The sequence below is a fragment of the Francisella-like endosymbiont genome (genome assembly GCF_003069505.1).
Lineage (GTDB): Bacteria > Pseudomonadota > Gammaproteobacteria > Francisellales > Francisellaceae > Francisella.
In genome coordinates, this window is the sequence record NZ_QAPC01000001.1 from 205,247 (window position 1) to 220,888 (window position 15,642).

Consider the following 15,642-nt stretch of genomic DNA (forward strand, 5'->3'; position numbering starts at 1 on the left):
ATGAGAATTTAGATAGTCTTTGATTAGACATTTAGTAATTTTGGTACAGCCACAAATTATCATATGATCTTTTATATATGAAACTCCATTTTTTTGTTTAAATTTATCAGTAACTTTATTTATGGTACTACCAGCTAATACAGTAATAATCGTTGTAAATAAACCAATACTACAATCATAATTGATATTCTAAAGAGTTTTGCATCTTCTGTAATAATAGGATGAATATCGTCATACCCAACAGTACTAAAAGTTACGATAGTAAAGTAAACAGGATCAGAGATATTTTTGACAACATCAAATTCATCGCTTAAGTAATACAAGCCTAATACACTATAGATAACAGCTAACAAGAATGTAATAGCAACAACAAACTAGTAAAAGCTTAGGTTTTCGCTATTTTTTTATTAAAAGCTTTCCTAAAATAAAACAACAAGATAATTTCTATAGCATGTGTTAGAAAGTTATCTTATAGGCTATATGTTTATCTTGAATATAATCACCAACCATACATATATAAACTGATAAATATAACTGCTGGAAACTAGAATTTTCTTTTGTGTTGATAGATATCTTTAGCGATTTTTATCATAAAATAGTCAAGTAAAGATATTATAACCTAACTCAAACCTGGAGTTATATTTCATGCTTATATTAAATATCAGAAGGTATCTCAACATGAATGTTTATCGAGAAGATTTTATTGATAATTGGTAGTATTGTAATGATACTATTTAATATCATTGTAATAGATATAAAAAGAGTAATACAGTTTGAATATTTTTCTCTAATAGTCATTGATAAATGATATTAAGGTAATCACTTAGAATGCAAAGATTATAAATTATATACTAAAGAAAATATAGTTATTATTTATCTAGATATATGTAAGCTTTCTAATTTTGGGGATTATTAGATACATAATAAATGCCGATATAGCAGCTACTATCATTAGACCAGTAAATAGTGTTAAATAGTTAGAGTTTATTTCAATAGGGGTTGTTGCATTAATATCTAGTGAAGCTACTAATATTGATAGTAAGCTTGTAATAACTCCAGAAGTACTACCGGTAACAACTATACAAAATCTCATCATTAAACCTTGAAGTTTTGGTTTTGCAAGTTTATCAACCATAGCATAGCTTGTAGGACCTATAAGTAGCTCTCCTATAGATTGAAATACATAGCTTAATATGAACCAAATCGCAGCTGTATAGCCGCACATAATATACTAATAATTAGCAATGCAAAGCCAATTGATATAAAAATAAGATTAAAGCAGAATTGCATTGGGAATGAAAAGATAAGCACTTGTGTATAATTAATAGTATACTTGGAAGTAATATACCTCCAACAGCTATCAATACTGTATTTACATTTTTAAACCATTGTGTTTGGATTGTAAAATACAGCAAGTGTTTATCTATATATTTGCTTCAGCAAACACAGTTAGAGCCATTGGCGCAAGTTGATATGCCTGACCAAAAGACTAAACCAAAAGTTGCTAATAATTACATCAGCATAAACTTTATCCTTTTGTTCTTTGATATTTTGAGTGTTAGCAATTGGGATAAACATTAACAGTAGTAATATTTCTATTACAAGGGCAAATATAGTTTGTGTTAAGTGGATATTGTAGTGCAACAAAAAACAATAACACTGTGATAAAAATTATCGAAAATAGGAAGAAATTATTTTTGAGTAATATGCTGTTTTTGTTGAATTCTCTTAACTAAAGGGGTTATCAGCTCCTGTCTTCCAGCTTGTTGCTAAGAGTACAAAAGCAATAATGTTGATAATTCGTTATTATAAGAAATAGTGTATTATAACTTTTTTTAGCTTGGTATATTCCAGCAATTGTAAAACCGGTAAAAAAGCATATATTTATACCAGCATAATTTCAGAAAAATGCACTTTTTTATCACCATCATTATTTTCAAATTGCTGCGTTAAAATCGTATTTATACAAGGAACATTTAAATCGCAACCTGGTAAAAATAATACCAAAGCTATCTAAAATAAACACGCAAATATTTGTAACACCATTCCTAATAAAAATAACGCTCTATAACTTATTAAGCGACCATCAATATATCCAACTAAGATATGTAAACCATAATTAAAGGCAACAAATTCGCCCATAATAGCACTAGCTTTAGTAACGGTAAAGCCAAGTGCCTGAGTCATAAACAATACTAAGGTTGAATATAAAACAGCGAAACTAACAGTTGAAAAGAGCTATGTTATTAGCAAAAGTCTTGAAGCTTTTTAAACAAAGTAATACTCATAGACATTTTAATTTGATTAAGTAGTAAAAAGATTTTATCGTCACAAATTAAGAAAATACATATTAGAGACGTAAAAAAATATAAAATTTAGCTTAGTTTTTATAGGATATATTGGCTTAAATCTTTGTTTTTAACTAGGTTTCCTAGTTTTTCATTGACATAGTCTGTAGTTATATTGATATTTTTTTCTTCTAGTTCTGGCGCATCAAAAGAAATTTCCTCAAGAAGCCTTTCCATAACTGTGTGAAGTCTCCTAGCACCAATATTCTCAACTTCTTCATTAACTCTGTAAGCAATTTCAGCAATTTTTCTAATAGCATCCTCTTCAAAGCTTAAATCAACACCTTCAGTTTTCATCAAAGCGATATATTGCTTGAGAATAGAACAGTCAGGTTCTCTTAAGATTCTCACAAAATCTTCTATTTCTAGAGACTTTAGCTCAACCCTAATCGGTAATCTACCTTGAAGCTCTGGTATAAGATCAGAAGGCTTAGCAACATGAAATGCACCAGATGCAATAAACAGTATATGGTCTGTTTTGATCATGCCATATTTTGTTGATACTGTAGAACCTTCAACTAATGGTAATAAATCACGCTGTACGCCTTCGCGTGACACATCAGTCCCTGAGTTACTTGACTTTCTACATACCTTATCAATCTCATCTAAGAATACAATACCATTTTGTTCAACCGCTTCTAAAGCACGAGCTTTTATGTCTTCTTCATTAACTAGTTTTGCTGCTTCTTCATTCTGAACTAATTTAATCGCATCTTTGATACGCATTTTCTTATTTTTTTTCTTATCACTGCTTAAGCTAGAGAAAAGATCTTGTAGCTGACTCGTCATATCTTCCATACCTGGAGGTCCCATTACGCCAATAGTTTTTGGAGAAACAGCTACTTCAATCTCGATTTCTTTATCATCAAGTTCACCATTTTGGATTTTCTTTCTGAAGATTTCGCGAGTTTTATTTTCTTTTTTACTTGCAGCATCTTCTGCAGGTTCATTTGCAAAACCAACCTTTGATTCTGAAGCTCTTGCAGGCGGGATTAACACATCTAGAATTCTATCTTCGGCTAGTCTAACAGCTTTTTCTGTGACTTTGTCTTTAGCTTCCTCACGCTTCATTTTGACAGCGGTTTCAACTAAATCACGAATAATAGATTCGACATCCTTACCAACATAACCGACTTCTGTAAATTTAGTTGCTTCAACTTTGATAAACGGAGCATCTGCTAATTTTGCTAATCTACGTGCAATTTCAGTCTTACCTACACCAGTTGGACCAATCATAAGAATATTCTTAGGAGTTACTTCTTGACGCATTTCATTATCAAGTTGCATTCTGCGCCATCTGTTACGCAAAGCAATAGCAACTGCTTTTTTAGCATCATTTTGACCAATTATGTGTCTTTCTAGTTCATGTACAATTATTTTTGGAGTCATTATTTGTGTCATTGTATAACTATCCTTTTTTATTTTCTAAACTTTCTATCGTTAAGTTATGATTCGTATAAATACAAGTATCTGCAGCTATTGCAAGGCTCTTTCTGACAATTTCTTCAGCTGATAAATCAGTGTTTTCAACAAGTGCAGTTGCTGCAGAACGAGCATAAGTTGAGCCTGAACCAATTGAGATAATCTCATTTTTATCAGCAGCCATTACATCACCACCACCTGATATTAATAGTGAAAGCTTTTCATCAGCGACAATAACCATAGCTTCAAGTTTACTTAGCATTCTATCTAGACGCCATTCACGAACCATTTCAACAGCTGCTCTTTCAAGATTACCTTGATAGAATTCTAATTTTTGTTCAAATTTTTCAAATAATGTAAAGGCATCGGCTGTTGAGCCAGCAAACCCTGTAAGTACTTTACCATTATTTAATTTTCTAACTTTTACTATATTATCTTTTGCGACTGTATGTCCAAGAGTAGCCTGTCCATCACCACCAATTACTACTTTGTCACCTTTTCTAACACATAGAATAGTAGTTCCTTTGATTGTTTCCATAATTATTCCTTTATTAGGCATTATTAAAATAATCTATGTAATTTTATTAAATGGTATTGATATCAAATTTTACAAGTTTTTATTATGATTTTTTATATCTTTAAATATTAGATTAGATTTTATAACACAAAAACAACAACTTTTATGTTATATTTTAACTTGTTTTATTTATTAACTGAGTGTTTTAAGTATGAGTAATTTAAATTTTAAAGAAACTATTTCGTTAGCAGCATCTATATACAAGAGAGCTTTTAAGGTAACTTTTGCATTAGCCTTTATGCTTTCATTTATCTCTGAGTTTTGTTTTGTCTATTTGATGAACCATGGTATAGATAAGTTTATCCAAAGTAATGGTGAGGGTGATGTTTCTGAGTTGCCATCTGGTAATATTTTAGTAGCTATGTTTTTGATAATTATGATTGCGACAGTATTTGTTTATGCGATGATAATTACTTTACAAGGAATTATGGTTAAGCATGAGCTAAAAGTATCAGATGCGCTAAAAATTGCCTTACAAATATTTTATAAAAGAGTTTTTGTATTTATTGGCTCATTTTTACTTTCAATGATTATAATGACTATATTCACGATGTTTTTACAATATATAGGTATCTTTTTAGCAATATTGTTGTTTTTAACTGTAATGCCTGCAGTACTGTTAGCGCAGAAGGGTATTTTTGAATCATTTTCAGCTAATTTCTATGCAGTAAAAAATAATTTTTTCTATATGTTTAGAATTTCAATAACAATATTAGCATTTATGATTATCAAGTCATCATTAACATTTGGTCTAATATATGTGCTAAGAAGTTTAAATATCGAGATCAATTCATTAGAAATGTCTATTCAGAATATTGTTGTAACAGTAGTTGATGCTTTTATTTTACCTTTTGTTTTTGCTATCAGTGTTGCGGCATTTTTTGCGATAAATTCAAAATAAAACTTGCATAAAACTAAAAACTATATACAAATTTAATTTAGCTGAAGGTTTGAAATCACACATCTATAATTGGTTGATAGTTTATTGTTCTAAGATTTTTTTAAAGAAATTGAAATCATAACTATTTTCATAGCGAATATTCTTATTGGTAAGATTTGTATTTTTATAGACATTTTTGACTTCTGTGACAATCCCAGATTCAATTTTGATTTTGATTTCTTCACTAGTTTTTGTATAAGTTTTTGTAAAAGGTAAAGTTTTACCAAACCGCCAGTTCCAGTCTTTTAAGTTTTCAATTTCTTTGGTTATTAGCTCTTTATTTTCTAAAGTGGTTTCTTCATTAATCAAGCTTAACTCAATACTTCTGAAACCTTTGATAAAAGCTCTAGTGATATCTTGAGTTTGTATATCTGGTTTTAGTTGGTAAAGATTTATAACTTTGGAACGATAAGATTTAACTCCTTTGGTATCAAGCGACTTATCTATTGGCTGATGAAGGTAATCATAGAGTTTTTTGATATTAGCATTTATTAGTAATGTGCCATGATGAAAAGCTCGATCTTTTTTCTCTCTAAAAGCGCTACCTGATACTTTATAAGTATAGTTATGATGATCAACGACGATATCATTTCTTTGGTTAGCATAGACTTCGATACCTAACTTTTTAATAGTATTACAAACTAATTCTAGGTTAGCTTGGATATCATGATCTTTTTCAGGGGAAATAATCGTATAATTTAGATTACCAAAATCATGATAAACTGTACCACCACCACTTTGGCGTCTGACCATAGGGATATTATCTTGCTGCATTGCTGTGAGATTGCACTCAAGCCAAGGATTCTGAGCTCTACCTATGACAACACAAGGTGCATTTTGCCATAAAAATAGGATTTTTTTATTATTTAGCTTTTCTAAAAAAAGCCAGTTTTCAAATGCTAAATTAAAATAAATATCATTATTTTGAGAGATATATATATTCATCGGCTATTAAATATTTTTAGTTTGTAATAAGTATAAGGTTTTATTGATTCTATAAAAGAGTTTTGTGCTATAATTTCGCTTTACTGAATAAAATTTATTAATACAAAATATAATGTCGACTATACAGCAGACTTTAGAAATTATTAAAAGAGGGACTGATGAAGTCCTAATTGAAGAAGAATTAATCAAGAAACTTGAAAAAAATAGACCGTTGGTGATTAAGTTTGGCTGTGATCCAACAGCTCCAGATATTCATTTTGGGCATACTGTAGTTATTAATAAGCTAAAACAATTACAAGATTTAGGTCATGAGATTCATTTTTTGATTGGTGATTTTACGGCTCAAATAGGTGATCCTACTGGAAAAAATGCAATAAGACCACCACTAACAGCGGCAGAGGTTGCTACAAATGCTGAAACTTATACTAAGCAAGTGTTTAAGATCCTTGATAGAGGCAAAACAGTGATCCGTCGCAATGGTGATTGGTTTAATCAAATGTCTGCTAGTGACATGATTAAGCTTACTTCTAAATCAACAGTAGCAAGAATGCTTGAGAGAGATGATTTCTCAAAAAGATATAAAAATGGTCAATCGATATCAATCCGTGAATTCTTATACCCTCTAGTACAGGGTTATGATTCTGTAACTATGGATGCTGATCTTGAACTTGGTGGTACAGATCAAAAATTTAACCTGCTAATGGGTAGAGAACTACAAAAGCAACATGGTCAAGAACCTCAAGTTATAATTACAATGCCACTTCTAGAAGGTTTAGATGGTGTCAAAAAAATGTCTAAATCAAGCCAAAACTATATCGGTATTGAAGAACCAGCAAATGAAATCTTTGGTAAGATAATGTCAATTTCAGATGAACTTATGTGGCGCTATTATGAATTACTAAGTTTTAAATCTCTAGAAACTATCACTAAATTAAAACAAGATGTCGTAGCTGGTGCTAATCCGTGTAATATTAAGATAGAGCTCGCTAAAGAACTGATTGAGAGATTCCATTCTAAAGTTGATGCTGAGAGCGCTCATCAGGATTTTATTCAAAGATTCCAAAAAAATCAGATACCTGATGATATAAATATTGTAGAATTAAACCAAGAGTTTCCGATAGCGAACTTACTAAAAGAAGCAGGCTTAGTTGCAAGTACTTCTGAAGCTAATCGTATGATTCAGCAGGGTGCAGTAAAAATCGATGGTGAAAAGGTTAGTAATAGTAAGGCTATTTTTGCTAAAGGAACAAATAATGTTTTCCAAGTAGGAAAGCGTAAATTTACAAAAATTATTATAAAATAAGGGATTGTGTAAAATGGATAAGTTTTTATCAATATTTGTTGGTGTATTAATTATAGTAACTATTGTAACTATATTTATTCATCTTTTTCCAATAGCTATAAAAGTATGTGTTATCTCAGCGATTATTAGTGCAATAATTTATGTTGTACTTAAAATGATTGAGAAATTTAGTAATTAGATTGTTTAAATTTAATAATTAAAAATAAGTATTTTAAGTATCTCTCTAAATAAGGCAATTTTTTGTCGTTCAAAAAGTAGAGAATCTAAATCTTTATATCTCCTATAAAGTTTTTTTAAATAAATATTTAAGATAAGATATGAAAATAAAAACTTTAGAATACATGATCGCACTGTATGAAGCAGGTAGTTTCAAAGAGTCTTCTGAAAGATGATTTGTATCGCAAACAGATTTGAGTATGCAAATAAAAAACCTAGAAGATCAATATGGTTTCAAGATTTTTGAAAGGACAAAGAAAAAAGTCTATACAACAGAAATCGGAGCGAAAATTGTTAAACAAATCTATAATATTTTAGATACACATAAAAGTTTAGATAGGCTCATAACAAATTATCTAAATAAACAGAGAGTTCCTATATCTATAGGAGCTTTTCAACTTTATATCTCTATCTTATGCCTAAAATTGTTCCTAAACTTAAAAAAGATTATCCTAATTTTGAAATTTCTGCAGTAGAAAATGACACACATAAGTTAATTGATATGCTTTTATAAGGATCAGCTAGATTTTGCCTTTTTAGCGGAATCTATAGAAGATAGTAATCTTCATAATGAAAGATTTTATTTATCATCAAGTATTGATATAATCCAATATCACAGAAAAAATCAGTAATATTAAAAGAGCTCTCACAACAGAAACTAATATTACTAGACAGTGAAGAAGGTCTGAAAGGCTGGATCTTAGAAATTTGTAAGTCAAATAATATTGATTTTAATTTCACCAATGGATTTAGTTTATTCACAATAAGAGAAATGGTTAGAATTAATGAAGGTGTAGCGCTTGTACCAGAGCTTGCATGTATAAATATTCAAGGGTTTTCATATCTTTCTATAAAGGATATGGATTTTTATAAAAATATTTGTTTAGTCAGAAAAAAAGTAGTGTGTTAGAAGAATATTCAACTATAGTCAAAGCAGTAACAGAAATGATTAATTTAGGAAAATAGATTTTTCTTATAGTCTTTTGTTCAAACTAAATTTAATTATCATAAAGAGAATCTATGATAAACATAAGGTTAAAATATTTCACTTAGTGATTTATTTTTTTGTATTCTGTATAAGTTTCTATTTTTTGATATAGTTTGCAAATATGGGAAAAATAACTATTAACATAAAGAATATTTATGATATTACAGATATGCACAAAGCGTTTTAAAAGAGATTACTAAGAGTTTTTTAGATTATATTGATAGTGGCTCATATCAGCAACAAACAGTGTATGAGAATGAGCAAGCATTTAGAAAAATTAGAATAAATCAAAGTGTATTTAAAGATTGTAGTTACAGAAATCAAGCTACAGAGCTATTTAGTTTCAAATCTAGTGTGCCATTTGCAAGAGCTCATGTATTGTCTGATGAAATTGTTACCCCAAGAAGTGTGACTTGTTGTGGCTTTGCTGGAGATAAAAGTTTCACTTTTCCAGAACTTAATGCTTCTGCATTATCAGGTTTAAAAGAAGAAGTTAAAGATTGTGTCTGTGGGATTTCTAATAGTAGAACTCGTGAGATAGGTTTAAGTTATCATTCTGGATTAATTTACTACTCTGCATTTGATTTATTAGATAAGCATCCGGCAGTTAAATTAGGTTTAAGGAACAAATATGAATAATTTTATACTTTATAATCCTACATGCATATTTTTTGGTGAGGGTGAAATATCAAAGTTAAGAACTGTAATCGATAAAAAATCAAAAGTTTTGATAGTTTACGGTGGAGAGAGCTTCAAAAAATATGGAGTATATAAGCAAACTCTAGAGGCTTTAGCAGGATATAGTATTTTTAAGTTTGGGGTATTGAGCCAAATCTTAATTATAGTACCTGTATGAAAGTTGTTTCATATATTTATAAGAACATGGTATTGATTTTATCTTAGCTGTTGGTGGAGCATCTGTGATCGATGCTGTTAAGTTTATTATCAGCAGTAGTGTATTTTGATGGTGAGCCATAGGACGTACTAGCTAAAGCAGTTGAGGTAAACAAAACTATGTCTTTTGGCAGTATTTTAACAGTTGCTGCAACAGCTTTAGAAATGAATTGAGCATCAGTAATATCAAGAAGAAAAACTGGTGAAAAGATAGTATTTTTTTAGTGATAAGGTATTCCCTAAATTCTCTATCTTAGATCCAGTTGTAACTTACACTTTACCAAAAAACAAATATCAAAAGGTGTGTAGTTGATGTGTTTGTTCATATTATGGAGCAATATATGGCATTTCCACAGTATGTCGATTTGCAAGATGGCTTTGCTGAGACAATTTTAAAAAGTTTAATAAATAATGGACCTAAAGCTTTAGAGAATCTAGAAGATTATAATGTGTGCTCTATATAATGTTTTCAACAACTATGGATTAAATGGCTTAATTGGCTCAGGAGTTGTAAAAGATTGGGTAACTCATCAGATAGGGCACTCTTTAAAAGCATATCATAACTTAGATCATGGTCAGACTTTAGCGATAGTTTATCCAAATGTACTTAAATATAAGAAAGCTGAAAAGCAGATGAATTAGTACAATATGCTGAAAGAGTTTTAGATATCGATAATAGTTTACCAAAAGAGCAAAAATAGATTTAGCCATAGCTAAAACAGAAAAATTTTTCAATATTATGCACAGCTTGCTACAAAATTAAAAGATTATAGTATTGCTCAAAAAGATATGATACTTTAGTTAATAATGTTGCTAAAAACTCAAATTTTACCACTAAGTGAAAGACAAGACATTTATTTTGATGATGTTAGAAAAATATTAGAAATTAGCTTATAAAATTAATCATTTCTCTTAAAGCCAATTATTTGTCTACGTTGTTTTTTTGTTGGTTTCTCTGGGCTTAGTAGATTGGCAGTTTTTCTAATAGTTGCTTTTTTTCTCTTTTTTTGATACTTTCAGGAGTTTCTGTATAGAGTTTTTGCGCTTCGGTAGCTGATTTTCTAATTTCGTCTAAAAAAGCTTCAACAACTATTGTTTTTTTGATATGAGCGTGTTGAATTTGATAGATATTACCAATATTTACAGTTTTATTTACTTTTGTTTTATACCCTTGAAAGTGTACTTCGCCACCTTCGATAGCTTTTATGCTAAAGCTCCAGTTTTGTAGAATCTAGCAGCCCACAACCATTTATCTAGTCTTACACTCATCTTTGTAAATATTGCTTAAAAGGTGGTTTTGATTATAACTAATAATATCTAGCGTTTTAACTAGTTTTAAAGTCTGTTATCCTAAAAGACAGTTTAATCTGTTTTAGAAAAGTAAAAAATGAATAAAACTATAAATTTACATAAAATGAAAACCTCTCTAGATACGGCAAATAATGCTGTATATGAGTTGGGGAATATTTATCTAAATGATTACATTGGTCAGCATCTGAAACTTGAGTTTCTTGATGAAATTAATTGTGTCGCCTGTGGAGCTAAAACTAAAAAAAGCTACTCACAAGGCTATTGTTTTATGTGTATGAGAAGATTACCAGAGTGTGATATCTGTATTGTTAAGCCAGAATTATGTCACTTTGCCGCAGGAACATGTAGAAACTCAAGCTGGGGTGAGCATAATTGTATGAAAATTCATATAGTATATTTAGCAAATACTGGTGATGTTAAGGTTGGTATTACTAAGCTTAAAAATATCCCCTCTCGTTGGATAGATCAGGGTGCTAGCCAAGCTCTACCAATATTTACTGTCGAAAATAGATTTATATCTGGCCTAGTTGAGGTTGCTATCAAAGAACATATATCAGATAAAACAAATTGGCGTAAAATGCTCCAAGGTGAGCCTAATAATATTGATTTTGTGAGTTTAAGAGATCAGCTTATTGAAAAGTCTAGGCAGAAAATAATAGAGATAAAAGCTAAATATGGTCAAAATAGTGTTAAGCTAGTAGAAGGTAAGGTACAAAATATAAATTATCCAATCCTTAAATATCCAACTAAACTAAAATCTTTCAATCTAGATAAAGATCGTATAATTGATGCAAAACTTATTGGTATCAAAGGGCAATATCTGATTTTTGATAGTGGTGTTATAAATATTCGTAAATTTAGTGGCTATAAGTGTAATTTATAGGTATAGATTTAGGTTATGTCAAAATTAGCTATTATCGGTGCTGGAGTAAGCGGTATTTTTAGTGCAAAACTCCTTTTAGATAAAGGTTTTGATGTGACTATTTTTGAGAAGACTGATAGCATTGCAGGTGTATGGTTATACCAAGCAAGGAGCTTTGTATAAAAGCTTAAAAACTAATTTACCTAAAGAAGTAATATCTTTGATAAGCAAAGTGTGTAGCTTATCAAGCAAAATAATCATTTATAGCTACGCTGAAGTTAAAGTTTATTTAGAAGAAAATGCAGATGCCTGGCAGATATATAAGCATCTACAGTTAAACTCTGAAGTTACTGCCCTAAAGCCATTAAATATAGTGTTAAAAAACCTTTGTGGTAAATTACATATATAAAAGAGCAACAAAAATATCAGCAAGAGTTTGAGTTTGTGGTAGTTTGTAATGGACGTTATAATATTGCTAAAATTCCTAATCAATGATATAACCGGTATTAATAAAGTTAGCAGCTATCTCGCATAGTAAAAGTTATAGAGCTGCGGGGTTAATCATGGTCAAAAAGTTTTATGTGTTGGCTACTCTTAATTAGGGATGGATATATTTTAAGAGTTGTTAGATAGTGTTAGAGATGTTATGTTGCTTTAAGAGATTTAGATAATAAAAAAGAACTAGACAACCTTCAAAGTTCTAAAAAAGCAATTAAATTCATATCATCACCACAAAAGCTTAGTGCTACTAAAGAAGGTTGTATAGTAACTACAACAAATTAAAATAGTATTAAAGTAGATGAAATTATATTTTGTACTGGCTATAGTTATGATTTGTGATTTTTATCACAAGATATAATTTCTACTGATAACAATATTGTAACACCACTATAACAACCAGATTTTACATCAAAAATATTTAAATCTTGCTTTTGTTGGCTTACCTTGGAAAACATTACCATTTCTTTTATCAGAATGCTAAATGATTTTCTTGGTAACTTGATGAAATAAACTTATCAAAAGTTGTCTCAAAAATGCAAACTAGTTAAACACAAATTACTAATTTTGACGAGACAAATTTAAAATATTTTCATATGCTTGGAGATCAGCAGTGGCTTGTAATCTAAATTTACTTGATCTTGTTGGGCTAAAAAGTAGTTATCATTAGCAGGGAATTGATTTGATTGGATAAGTATATCAAGATGTTCATGACTTAAAAGTAACATATCCATTTAATTATCGTCAAGCTTAACTTTGATAGATATACATATACGATATCTTTTGATCTTAAATAGTTTGTATCAGACTTGTAGGGCAAATTCTATATCTCTCTCTGATGCTGCATCATCTTTTCTATTTTTATATACACTCAGTATTTTTTGATTAGCCCTGTTTGGTAATGTTCTTTTGAGATTTGTCGTTTTTTCAGTTTTTGGATATCTTTAATTATTGATTTAATTGCAATTTTTCTACTAATTGTATAAGGCGATTGAGGGTATAGCTTAAATGCTAGCCAAAGCCCAATAGCGCCAACTATAATACTTATTCCGATAGTAAAAGATTTTGCTACTTCAAAATCCATATGATTGCTGGGCTGTATTATCGAGATAAAGCCTATACAAAATCCTAGACTGTGCATCTGATATTTAGAATGCGCTAAGGTAGCTATTCCTAATAATAAACCCCCGAGTAAAACTAATATCAGCAGCTCAAAGTAACCAACTACTTGTGATAATAGATTCAAAGTTATAAAGATACTAATAGGTATTGACAAAAATAGACCAATTACTACATTTTTTATAATATTAGCTGGATTTGGAGCTGCTATAGATATTTGTGATAATAGGCATGGAAATATCAACATCATTAGTAAACTTGAGTTACCATAATATGTATCCAAACTAAATATTCACACAGTAGTAGGCAGATTGTCCTAGAAATAGCAATAAAAGTAACAGCTGGATTTGTGTAATTTATGAAACTGTAGGATGATTCTTTATTATTACTCTTGTTAGAGGTAGAGAATAACTCTTGGTAGCTATGAAGTAAATTGTTTATTCTTTTAATAACTTTTTTATCAGATGGTTACTTGAACTACTAACTAAAGAGTACTGAGTTAGGTCAAGTTTATCTAGATTAGTTACTATATTTTCTAAGTCTTTTTTGATAGCTGAATCATCATCTTTTTTTGCTAGATGTTTGCTCAAAAAGTGAACAGCTTGGATTAGTTCAACTAGTTTATTTGAAAAAATAACATAGCCTGTTTTAGTTATATTTTCGTATTTTGCGGCGCTTAAATCATTATCAAGAGCAACAAGGCTATTAAGGATATTTTCTACTTTTATATTATATTTTTGATTATTGCTAAAGTCTTGAGTAGAAAACATTTCTTTAATGTAATTTATAGTTAAATCAAATCCTTTAGTTTCATGGTTTGTCAGTGTTTTTTCAACTCTCATTGGTAGAATATAATAGTTTACAAAACATGAGCATAAGCTACCGATTGCCATTTCTGTGACTCTAGAGTTCCAGTATGAAAAACACTTTTACTAGTTGTAGCCGCTGGATCAGCTATAGAGTAAAAAACAACTATATTACAAGTCTTATTCGCTATAGCTAGTGCATACATAAAATTTGGATGAGACATGTTAGCAGAGAAAAACATGGTTATAGCTATAAAAAGACATAAAGCCAATAAAGCTAATACAGGATATGGTAAGAAAAAATCAACTATCAAAAAACCAACACCTACCCCAATAATAGATGCACTGATTAGAACTACAGCTTTTTCAATTATAAAACCAGTTTCGGGTCGAGTTTGCAGAAATAGTGCTGCAAACATTGCCTATATTGGTTTATCTAAGTCTAGGCTCATTGATATACCAAGTGCTAATGTAATAGCTATACATCCTTTAACTGTATATAAAGCATTTTGTTTATTGAAGATTGCTGGCATGTCATTTATCAAATCTTTGATCATTTTATAATTACCGTTGCATTCATTCCTGATACAAGTTCTATATTGTTTAGTATTACATCTAAGGCAATATCAACAGGTATTCTTTTTGATAATCTTACCCGGTCATAGGTTTGTTGTACTTTGGGTAAAAGTTGGTTATTTACATCAGTATTATTATCAGCAACTGCTTTACCTATACTTACTACATGCCCATATAGTGGCGATCCACCACTCATAAGTTCTATTTTAGCTTTATCGCCTATTTTTTATATGTGGTAATTTAGTTTCTTCAAAATAGCCAGTAACATAAAATGAATCAGTTTTTACTAGAGACACCACAGGTTTAGATACTACTACATAATTACCTTGTCTTAGATCAATATTGTTAATAGTTCCATCAGCAGGAGTATAGATCTTTGTTCTATCTAAGTTAATCTTAGCTATTTCAACTTATGCTTTGGCTTTCTCAAGATATGCTTTTCTTAGTTTTTCTTGCATGGCATAATTATCTCGCTCTTCTCTACTTATTGAGTTATCTCTACCTAGCTTTATTCTTCTTAAATATTGCTTATTTGCAAGTTGCCATTCTATCATTGTATGCTTTAATTCTGCTTCTTTGCCTTCTAAAGTCGCAGTGTACCTTTGATCATCTATTGTAAAAATTAGTTGTCCTTTTTTTACTTTTTAGTTATCACTGACGTACATCTTGGTTACAAATCCGGATACATCAGGTGCTATTGTGACAATTTTTGCGCGGATTCTACCATCTCTTGTCCATGGTGAATAAAGATAATATCGCCACATCGCATAGAGTGAAAAAAGAGCTAATAAAACAATTACTATACTGACTATAGATTTAGTATTTTTGTTTGACATC

20 protein-coding genes and 4 pseudogenes are annotated in these 15,642 nt (G+C 30.0%); 11 read left to right on the top strand and 13 right to left on the bottom strand.

Translation table 11 applies throughout. The features are described from left to right. Nucleotides 1–134: 134 nt before the first annotated feature. The 5 genes from C9379_RS01195 to hslV all read right to left on the bottom strand — a co-directional run bounded on the left by C9379_RS01195 (nt 135) and on the right by hslV (nt 4,308). Nucleotides 135–323: an ion channel gene (locus C9379_RS01195; protein WP_318263379.1), complete on the bottom strand. Its 189-nt coding sequence runs from the start codon at nt 321–323 to the stop codon at nt 135–137. A 554-nt stretch (nt 324–877) separates the two neighbouring features. Then, complete coding sequence (locus C9379_RS01200) at nt 878–1,225, bottom strand: hypothetical protein (RefSeq protein WP_318263378.1); 348 nt, start codon at nt 1,223–1,225, stop codon at nt 878–880. A 788-nt stretch (nt 1,226–2,013) separates the two neighbouring features. Beyond that, nucleotides 2,014–2,187, bottom strand: coding sequence for a hypothetical protein (locus C9379_RS01205; protein ID WP_318263377.1), 174 nt, complete (start codon nt 2,185–2,187; stop codon nt 2,014–2,016). Nucleotides 2,188–2,387: 200 nt separating this feature from the next. Then, entirely contained in the window at nt 2,388–3,749 is a 1,362-nt protein-coding gene (gene hslU, locus C9379_RS01210; protein ID WP_143385056.1) for an ATP-dependent protease ATPase subunit HslU, read from the bottom strand. Nucleotides 3,750–3,756: 7 nt separating this feature from the next. Next, on the bottom strand, nt 3,757–4,308 hold the full coding sequence (gene hslV / locus C9379_RS01215) for an ATP-dependent protease subunit HslV (RefSeq protein ID WP_143385055.1): 552 nt from the start codon (nt 4,306–4,308) through the stop codon (nt 3,757–3,759). Nucleotides 4,309–4,498: 190 nt separating this feature from the next. On the opposite strand from hslV, the gene C9379_RS01220 reads away from it, so the two are divergent. Then, on the top strand, nt 4,499–5,248 hold the full coding sequence (locus C9379_RS01220) for a hypothetical protein (RefSeq protein ID WP_143385054.1): 750 nt from the start codon (nt 4,499–4,501) through the stop codon (nt 5,246–5,248). Nucleotides 5,249–5,329: 81 nt separating this feature from the next. On the opposite strand, the gene C9379_RS01225 is transcribed toward C9379_RS01220, so the two are convergent. Further along, nucleotides 5,330–6,232, bottom strand: coding sequence for a lipoyl protein ligase domain-containing protein (locus C9379_RS01225; protein WP_143385053.1), 903 nt, complete (start codon nt 6,230–6,232; stop codon nt 5,330–5,332). A 112-nt stretch (nt 6,233–6,344) separates the two neighbouring features. Here C9379_RS01225 and tyrS point away from each other — a divergent pair, with 112 nt between their 5' ends. The 8 genes and pseudogenes from tyrS (at nt 6,345) to C9379_RS01260 (ending at nt 10,275) form a co-directional block, all read left to right on the top strand. Continuing rightward, complete coding sequence (gene tyrS / locus C9379_RS01230; protein ID WP_143385052.1) at nt 6,345–7,535, top strand: tyrosine--tRNA ligase; 1,191 nt, start codon at nt 6,345–6,347, stop codon at nt 7,533–7,535. A 13-nt stretch (nt 7,536–7,548) separates the two neighbouring features. After that, a complete protein-coding gene (locus tag C9379_RS01235; protein WP_003039421.1) occupies nt 7,549–7,713 on the top strand; it encodes a hypothetical protein in 165 nt (54 codons plus the stop codon). 229 nt (nt 7,714–7,942) lie between these two features. Next, nucleotides 7,943–8,227 (top strand): annotated as a pseudogene (locus tag C9379_RS08635) (LysR family transcriptional regulator); the annotation flags it as partial. Nucleotides 8,228–8,361: 134 nt separating this feature from the next. Further along, nucleotides 8,362–8,661: a LysR substrate-binding domain-containing protein gene (locus C9379_RS01240; RefSeq protein ID WP_143385050.1), complete on the top strand. Its 300-nt coding sequence runs from the start codon at nt 8,362–8,364 to the stop codon at nt 8,659–8,661. Nucleotides 8,662–8,875: 214 nt separating this feature from the next. Next, a pseudogene (locus C9379_RS01245) lies at nt 8,876–9,112 on the top strand (alpha-hydroxy-acid oxidizing protein); the annotation flags it as partial. Nucleotides 9,113–9,370: 258 nt separating this feature from the next. Beyond that, nucleotides 9,371–9,595 (top strand): iron-containing alcohol dehydrogenase, encoded by a 225-nt coding sequence (locus C9379_RS01250; protein ID WP_318263376.1) that lies wholly within the window; start codon nt 9,371–9,373, stop codon nt 9,593–9,595. Between the two features lie 352 nt (nt 9,596–9,947). Beyond that, a complete protein-coding gene (locus tag C9379_RS01255) occupies nt 9,948–10,097 on the top strand; it encodes a hypothetical protein (protein ID WP_318263375.1) in 150 nt (49 codons plus the stop codon). Continuing rightward, the gene (locus tag C9379_RS01260) at nt 10,081–10,275 is read left to right on the top strand and encodes a hypothetical protein (protein WP_318263374.1); all 195 of its coding nucleotides are present in this window, start codon (nt 10,081–10,083) and stop codon (nt 10,273–10,275) included. Before C9379_RS01255 ends, C9379_RS01260 begins: the two co-directional genes overlap by 17 nt. A 257-nt stretch (nt 10,276–10,532) precedes the next feature. On the opposite strand, the pseudogene C9379_RS01265 reads toward C9379_RS01260, so the two are convergent. Then, nucleotides 10,533–10,902: pseudogene (locus tag C9379_RS01265) on the bottom strand (RNA-binding S4 domain-containing protein). Between the two features lie 118 nt (nt 10,903–11,020). Here C9379_RS01265 and C9379_RS01270 point away from each other — a divergent pair. Both C9379_RS01270 and C9379_RS01275 read left to right on the top strand, forming a co-directional pair. Continuing rightward, on the top strand, nt 11,021–11,827 hold the full coding sequence (locus C9379_RS01270; RefSeq protein WP_143385049.1) for a DUF2797 domain-containing protein: 807 nt from the start codon (nt 11,021–11,023) through the stop codon (nt 11,825–11,827). Nucleotides 11,828–11,842: 15 nt separating this feature from the next. Next, nucleotides 11,843–11,989 carry an NAD(P)-binding protein gene (locus tag C9379_RS01275; RefSeq protein WP_143385048.1) on the top strand — a complete coding sequence of 49 codons (147 nt, stop codon included), beginning with the start codon at nt 11,843–11,845 and terminating at the stop codon, nt 11,987–11,989. Nucleotides 11,990–12,633: 644 nt separating this feature from the next. Here C9379_RS01275 and C9379_RS01280 read toward each other — a convergent pair. The 6 genes and pseudogenes from C9379_RS01280 to C9379_RS01305 all read right to left on the bottom strand — a co-directional run bounded on the left by C9379_RS01280 (nt 12,634) and on the right by C9379_RS01305 (nt 15,641). Continuing rightward, complete coding sequence (locus tag C9379_RS01280; RefSeq protein ID WP_318263373.1) at nt 12,634–12,762, bottom strand: hypothetical protein; 129 nt, start codon at nt 12,760–12,762, stop codon at nt 12,634–12,636. 413 nt (nt 12,763–13,175) lie between these two features. Beyond that, nucleotides 13,176–13,706: an FUSC family protein gene (locus tag C9379_RS01285; protein ID WP_343377494.1), complete on the bottom strand. Its 531-nt coding sequence runs from the start codon at nt 13,704–13,706 to the stop codon at nt 13,176–13,178. 154 nt (nt 13,707–13,860) lie between these two features. Next, nucleotides 13,861–14,265, bottom strand: coding sequence for a hypothetical protein (locus C9379_RS01290; protein WP_343377495.1), 405 nt, complete (start codon nt 14,263–14,265; stop codon nt 13,861–13,863). A gap of 17 nt (nt 14,266–14,282) precedes the next feature. Then, on the bottom strand, nt 14,283–14,648 hold the full coding sequence (locus C9379_RS01295; RefSeq protein WP_318263370.1) for an FUSC family protein: 366 nt from the start codon (nt 14,646–14,648) through the stop codon (nt 14,283–14,285). A 3-nt stretch (nt 14,649–14,651) separates the two neighbouring features. Further along, on the bottom strand, nt 14,652–14,786 hold the full coding sequence (locus C9379_RS01300; protein WP_318263368.1) for a hypothetical protein: 135 nt from the start codon (nt 14,784–14,786) through the stop codon (nt 14,652–14,654). Continuing rightward, a pseudogene (locus tag C9379_RS01305) lies at nt 14,783–15,641 on the bottom strand (efflux RND transporter periplasmic adaptor subunit). Before C9379_RS01305 ends, C9379_RS01300 begins: the two are co-directional and overlap by 4 nt. Nucleotide 15,642: the final 1 nt, after the last annotated feature.

What these genes read in the sequence shown, in the direction of transcription:
- C9379_RS01200 (WP_318263378.1), bottom strand. Translation starts at nt 1,225, where the DNA reads ATGTGCGGCTATACAGCTGCGATTTGGTTCATATTAAGCTATGTATTT.
- C9379_RS01205 (WP_318263377.1), bottom strand. Translation starts at nt 2,187, where the DNA reads ATGACTCAGGCACTTGGCTTTACCGTTACTAAAGCTAGTGCTATTATG.
- hslU (WP_143385056.1), bottom strand. Translation starts at nt 3,749, where the DNA reads ATGACACAAATAATGACTCCAAAAATAATTGTACATGAACTAGAAAGA.
- hslV (WP_143385055.1), bottom strand. Translation starts at nt 4,308, where the DNA reads ATGGAAACAATCAAAGGAACTACTATTCTATGTGTTAGAAAAGGTGAC.
- C9379_RS01220 (WP_143385054.1), top strand. Translation starts at nt 4,499, where the DNA reads ATGAGTAATTTAAATTTTAAAGAAACTATTTCGTTAGCAGCATCTATA.
- C9379_RS01225 (WP_143385053.1), bottom strand. Translation starts at nt 6,232, where the DNA reads ATGAATATATATATCTCTCAAAATAATGATATTTATTTTAATTTAGCA.
- tyrS (WP_143385052.1), top strand. Translation starts at nt 6,345, where the DNA reads ATGTCGACTATACAGCAGACTTTAGAAATTATTAAAAGAGGGACTGAT.
- C9379_RS01235 (WP_003039421.1), top strand. Translation starts at nt 7,549, where the DNA reads ATGGATAAGTTTTTATCAATATTTGTTGGTGTATTAATTATAGTAACT.
- C9379_RS01250 (WP_318263376.1), top strand. Translation starts at nt 9,371, where the DNA reads ATGAATAATTTTATACTTTATAATCCTACATGCATATTTTTTGGTGAG.
- C9379_RS01260 (WP_318263374.1), top strand. Translation starts at nt 10,081, where the DNA reads ATGTGTGCTCTATATAATGTTTTCAACAACTATGGATTAAATGGCTTA.
- C9379_RS01270 (WP_143385049.1), top strand. Translation starts at nt 11,021, where the DNA reads ATGAATAAAACTATAAATTTACATAAAATGAAAACCTCTCTAGATACG.
- C9379_RS01275 (WP_143385048.1), top strand. Translation starts at nt 11,843, where the DNA reads ATGTCAAAATTAGCTATTATCGGTGCTGGAGTAAGCGGTATTTTTAGT.
- C9379_RS01280 (WP_318263373.1), bottom strand. Translation starts at nt 12,762, where the DNA reads ATGTTTTCCAAGGTAAGCCAACAAAAGCAAGATTTAAATATTTTTGAT.
- C9379_RS01290 (WP_343377495.1), bottom strand. Translation starts at nt 14,265, where the DNA reads ATGAGAGTTGAAAAAACACTGACAAACCATGAAACTAAAGGATTTGAT.
- C9379_RS01295 (WP_318263370.1), bottom strand. Translation starts at nt 14,648, where the DNA reads ATGTTTGCAGCACTATTTCTGCAAACTCGACCCGAAACTGGTTTTATA.
- C9379_RS01300 (WP_318263368.1), bottom strand. Translation starts at nt 14,786, where the DNA reads ATGATCAAAGATTTGATAAATGACATGCCAGCAATCTTCAATAAACAA.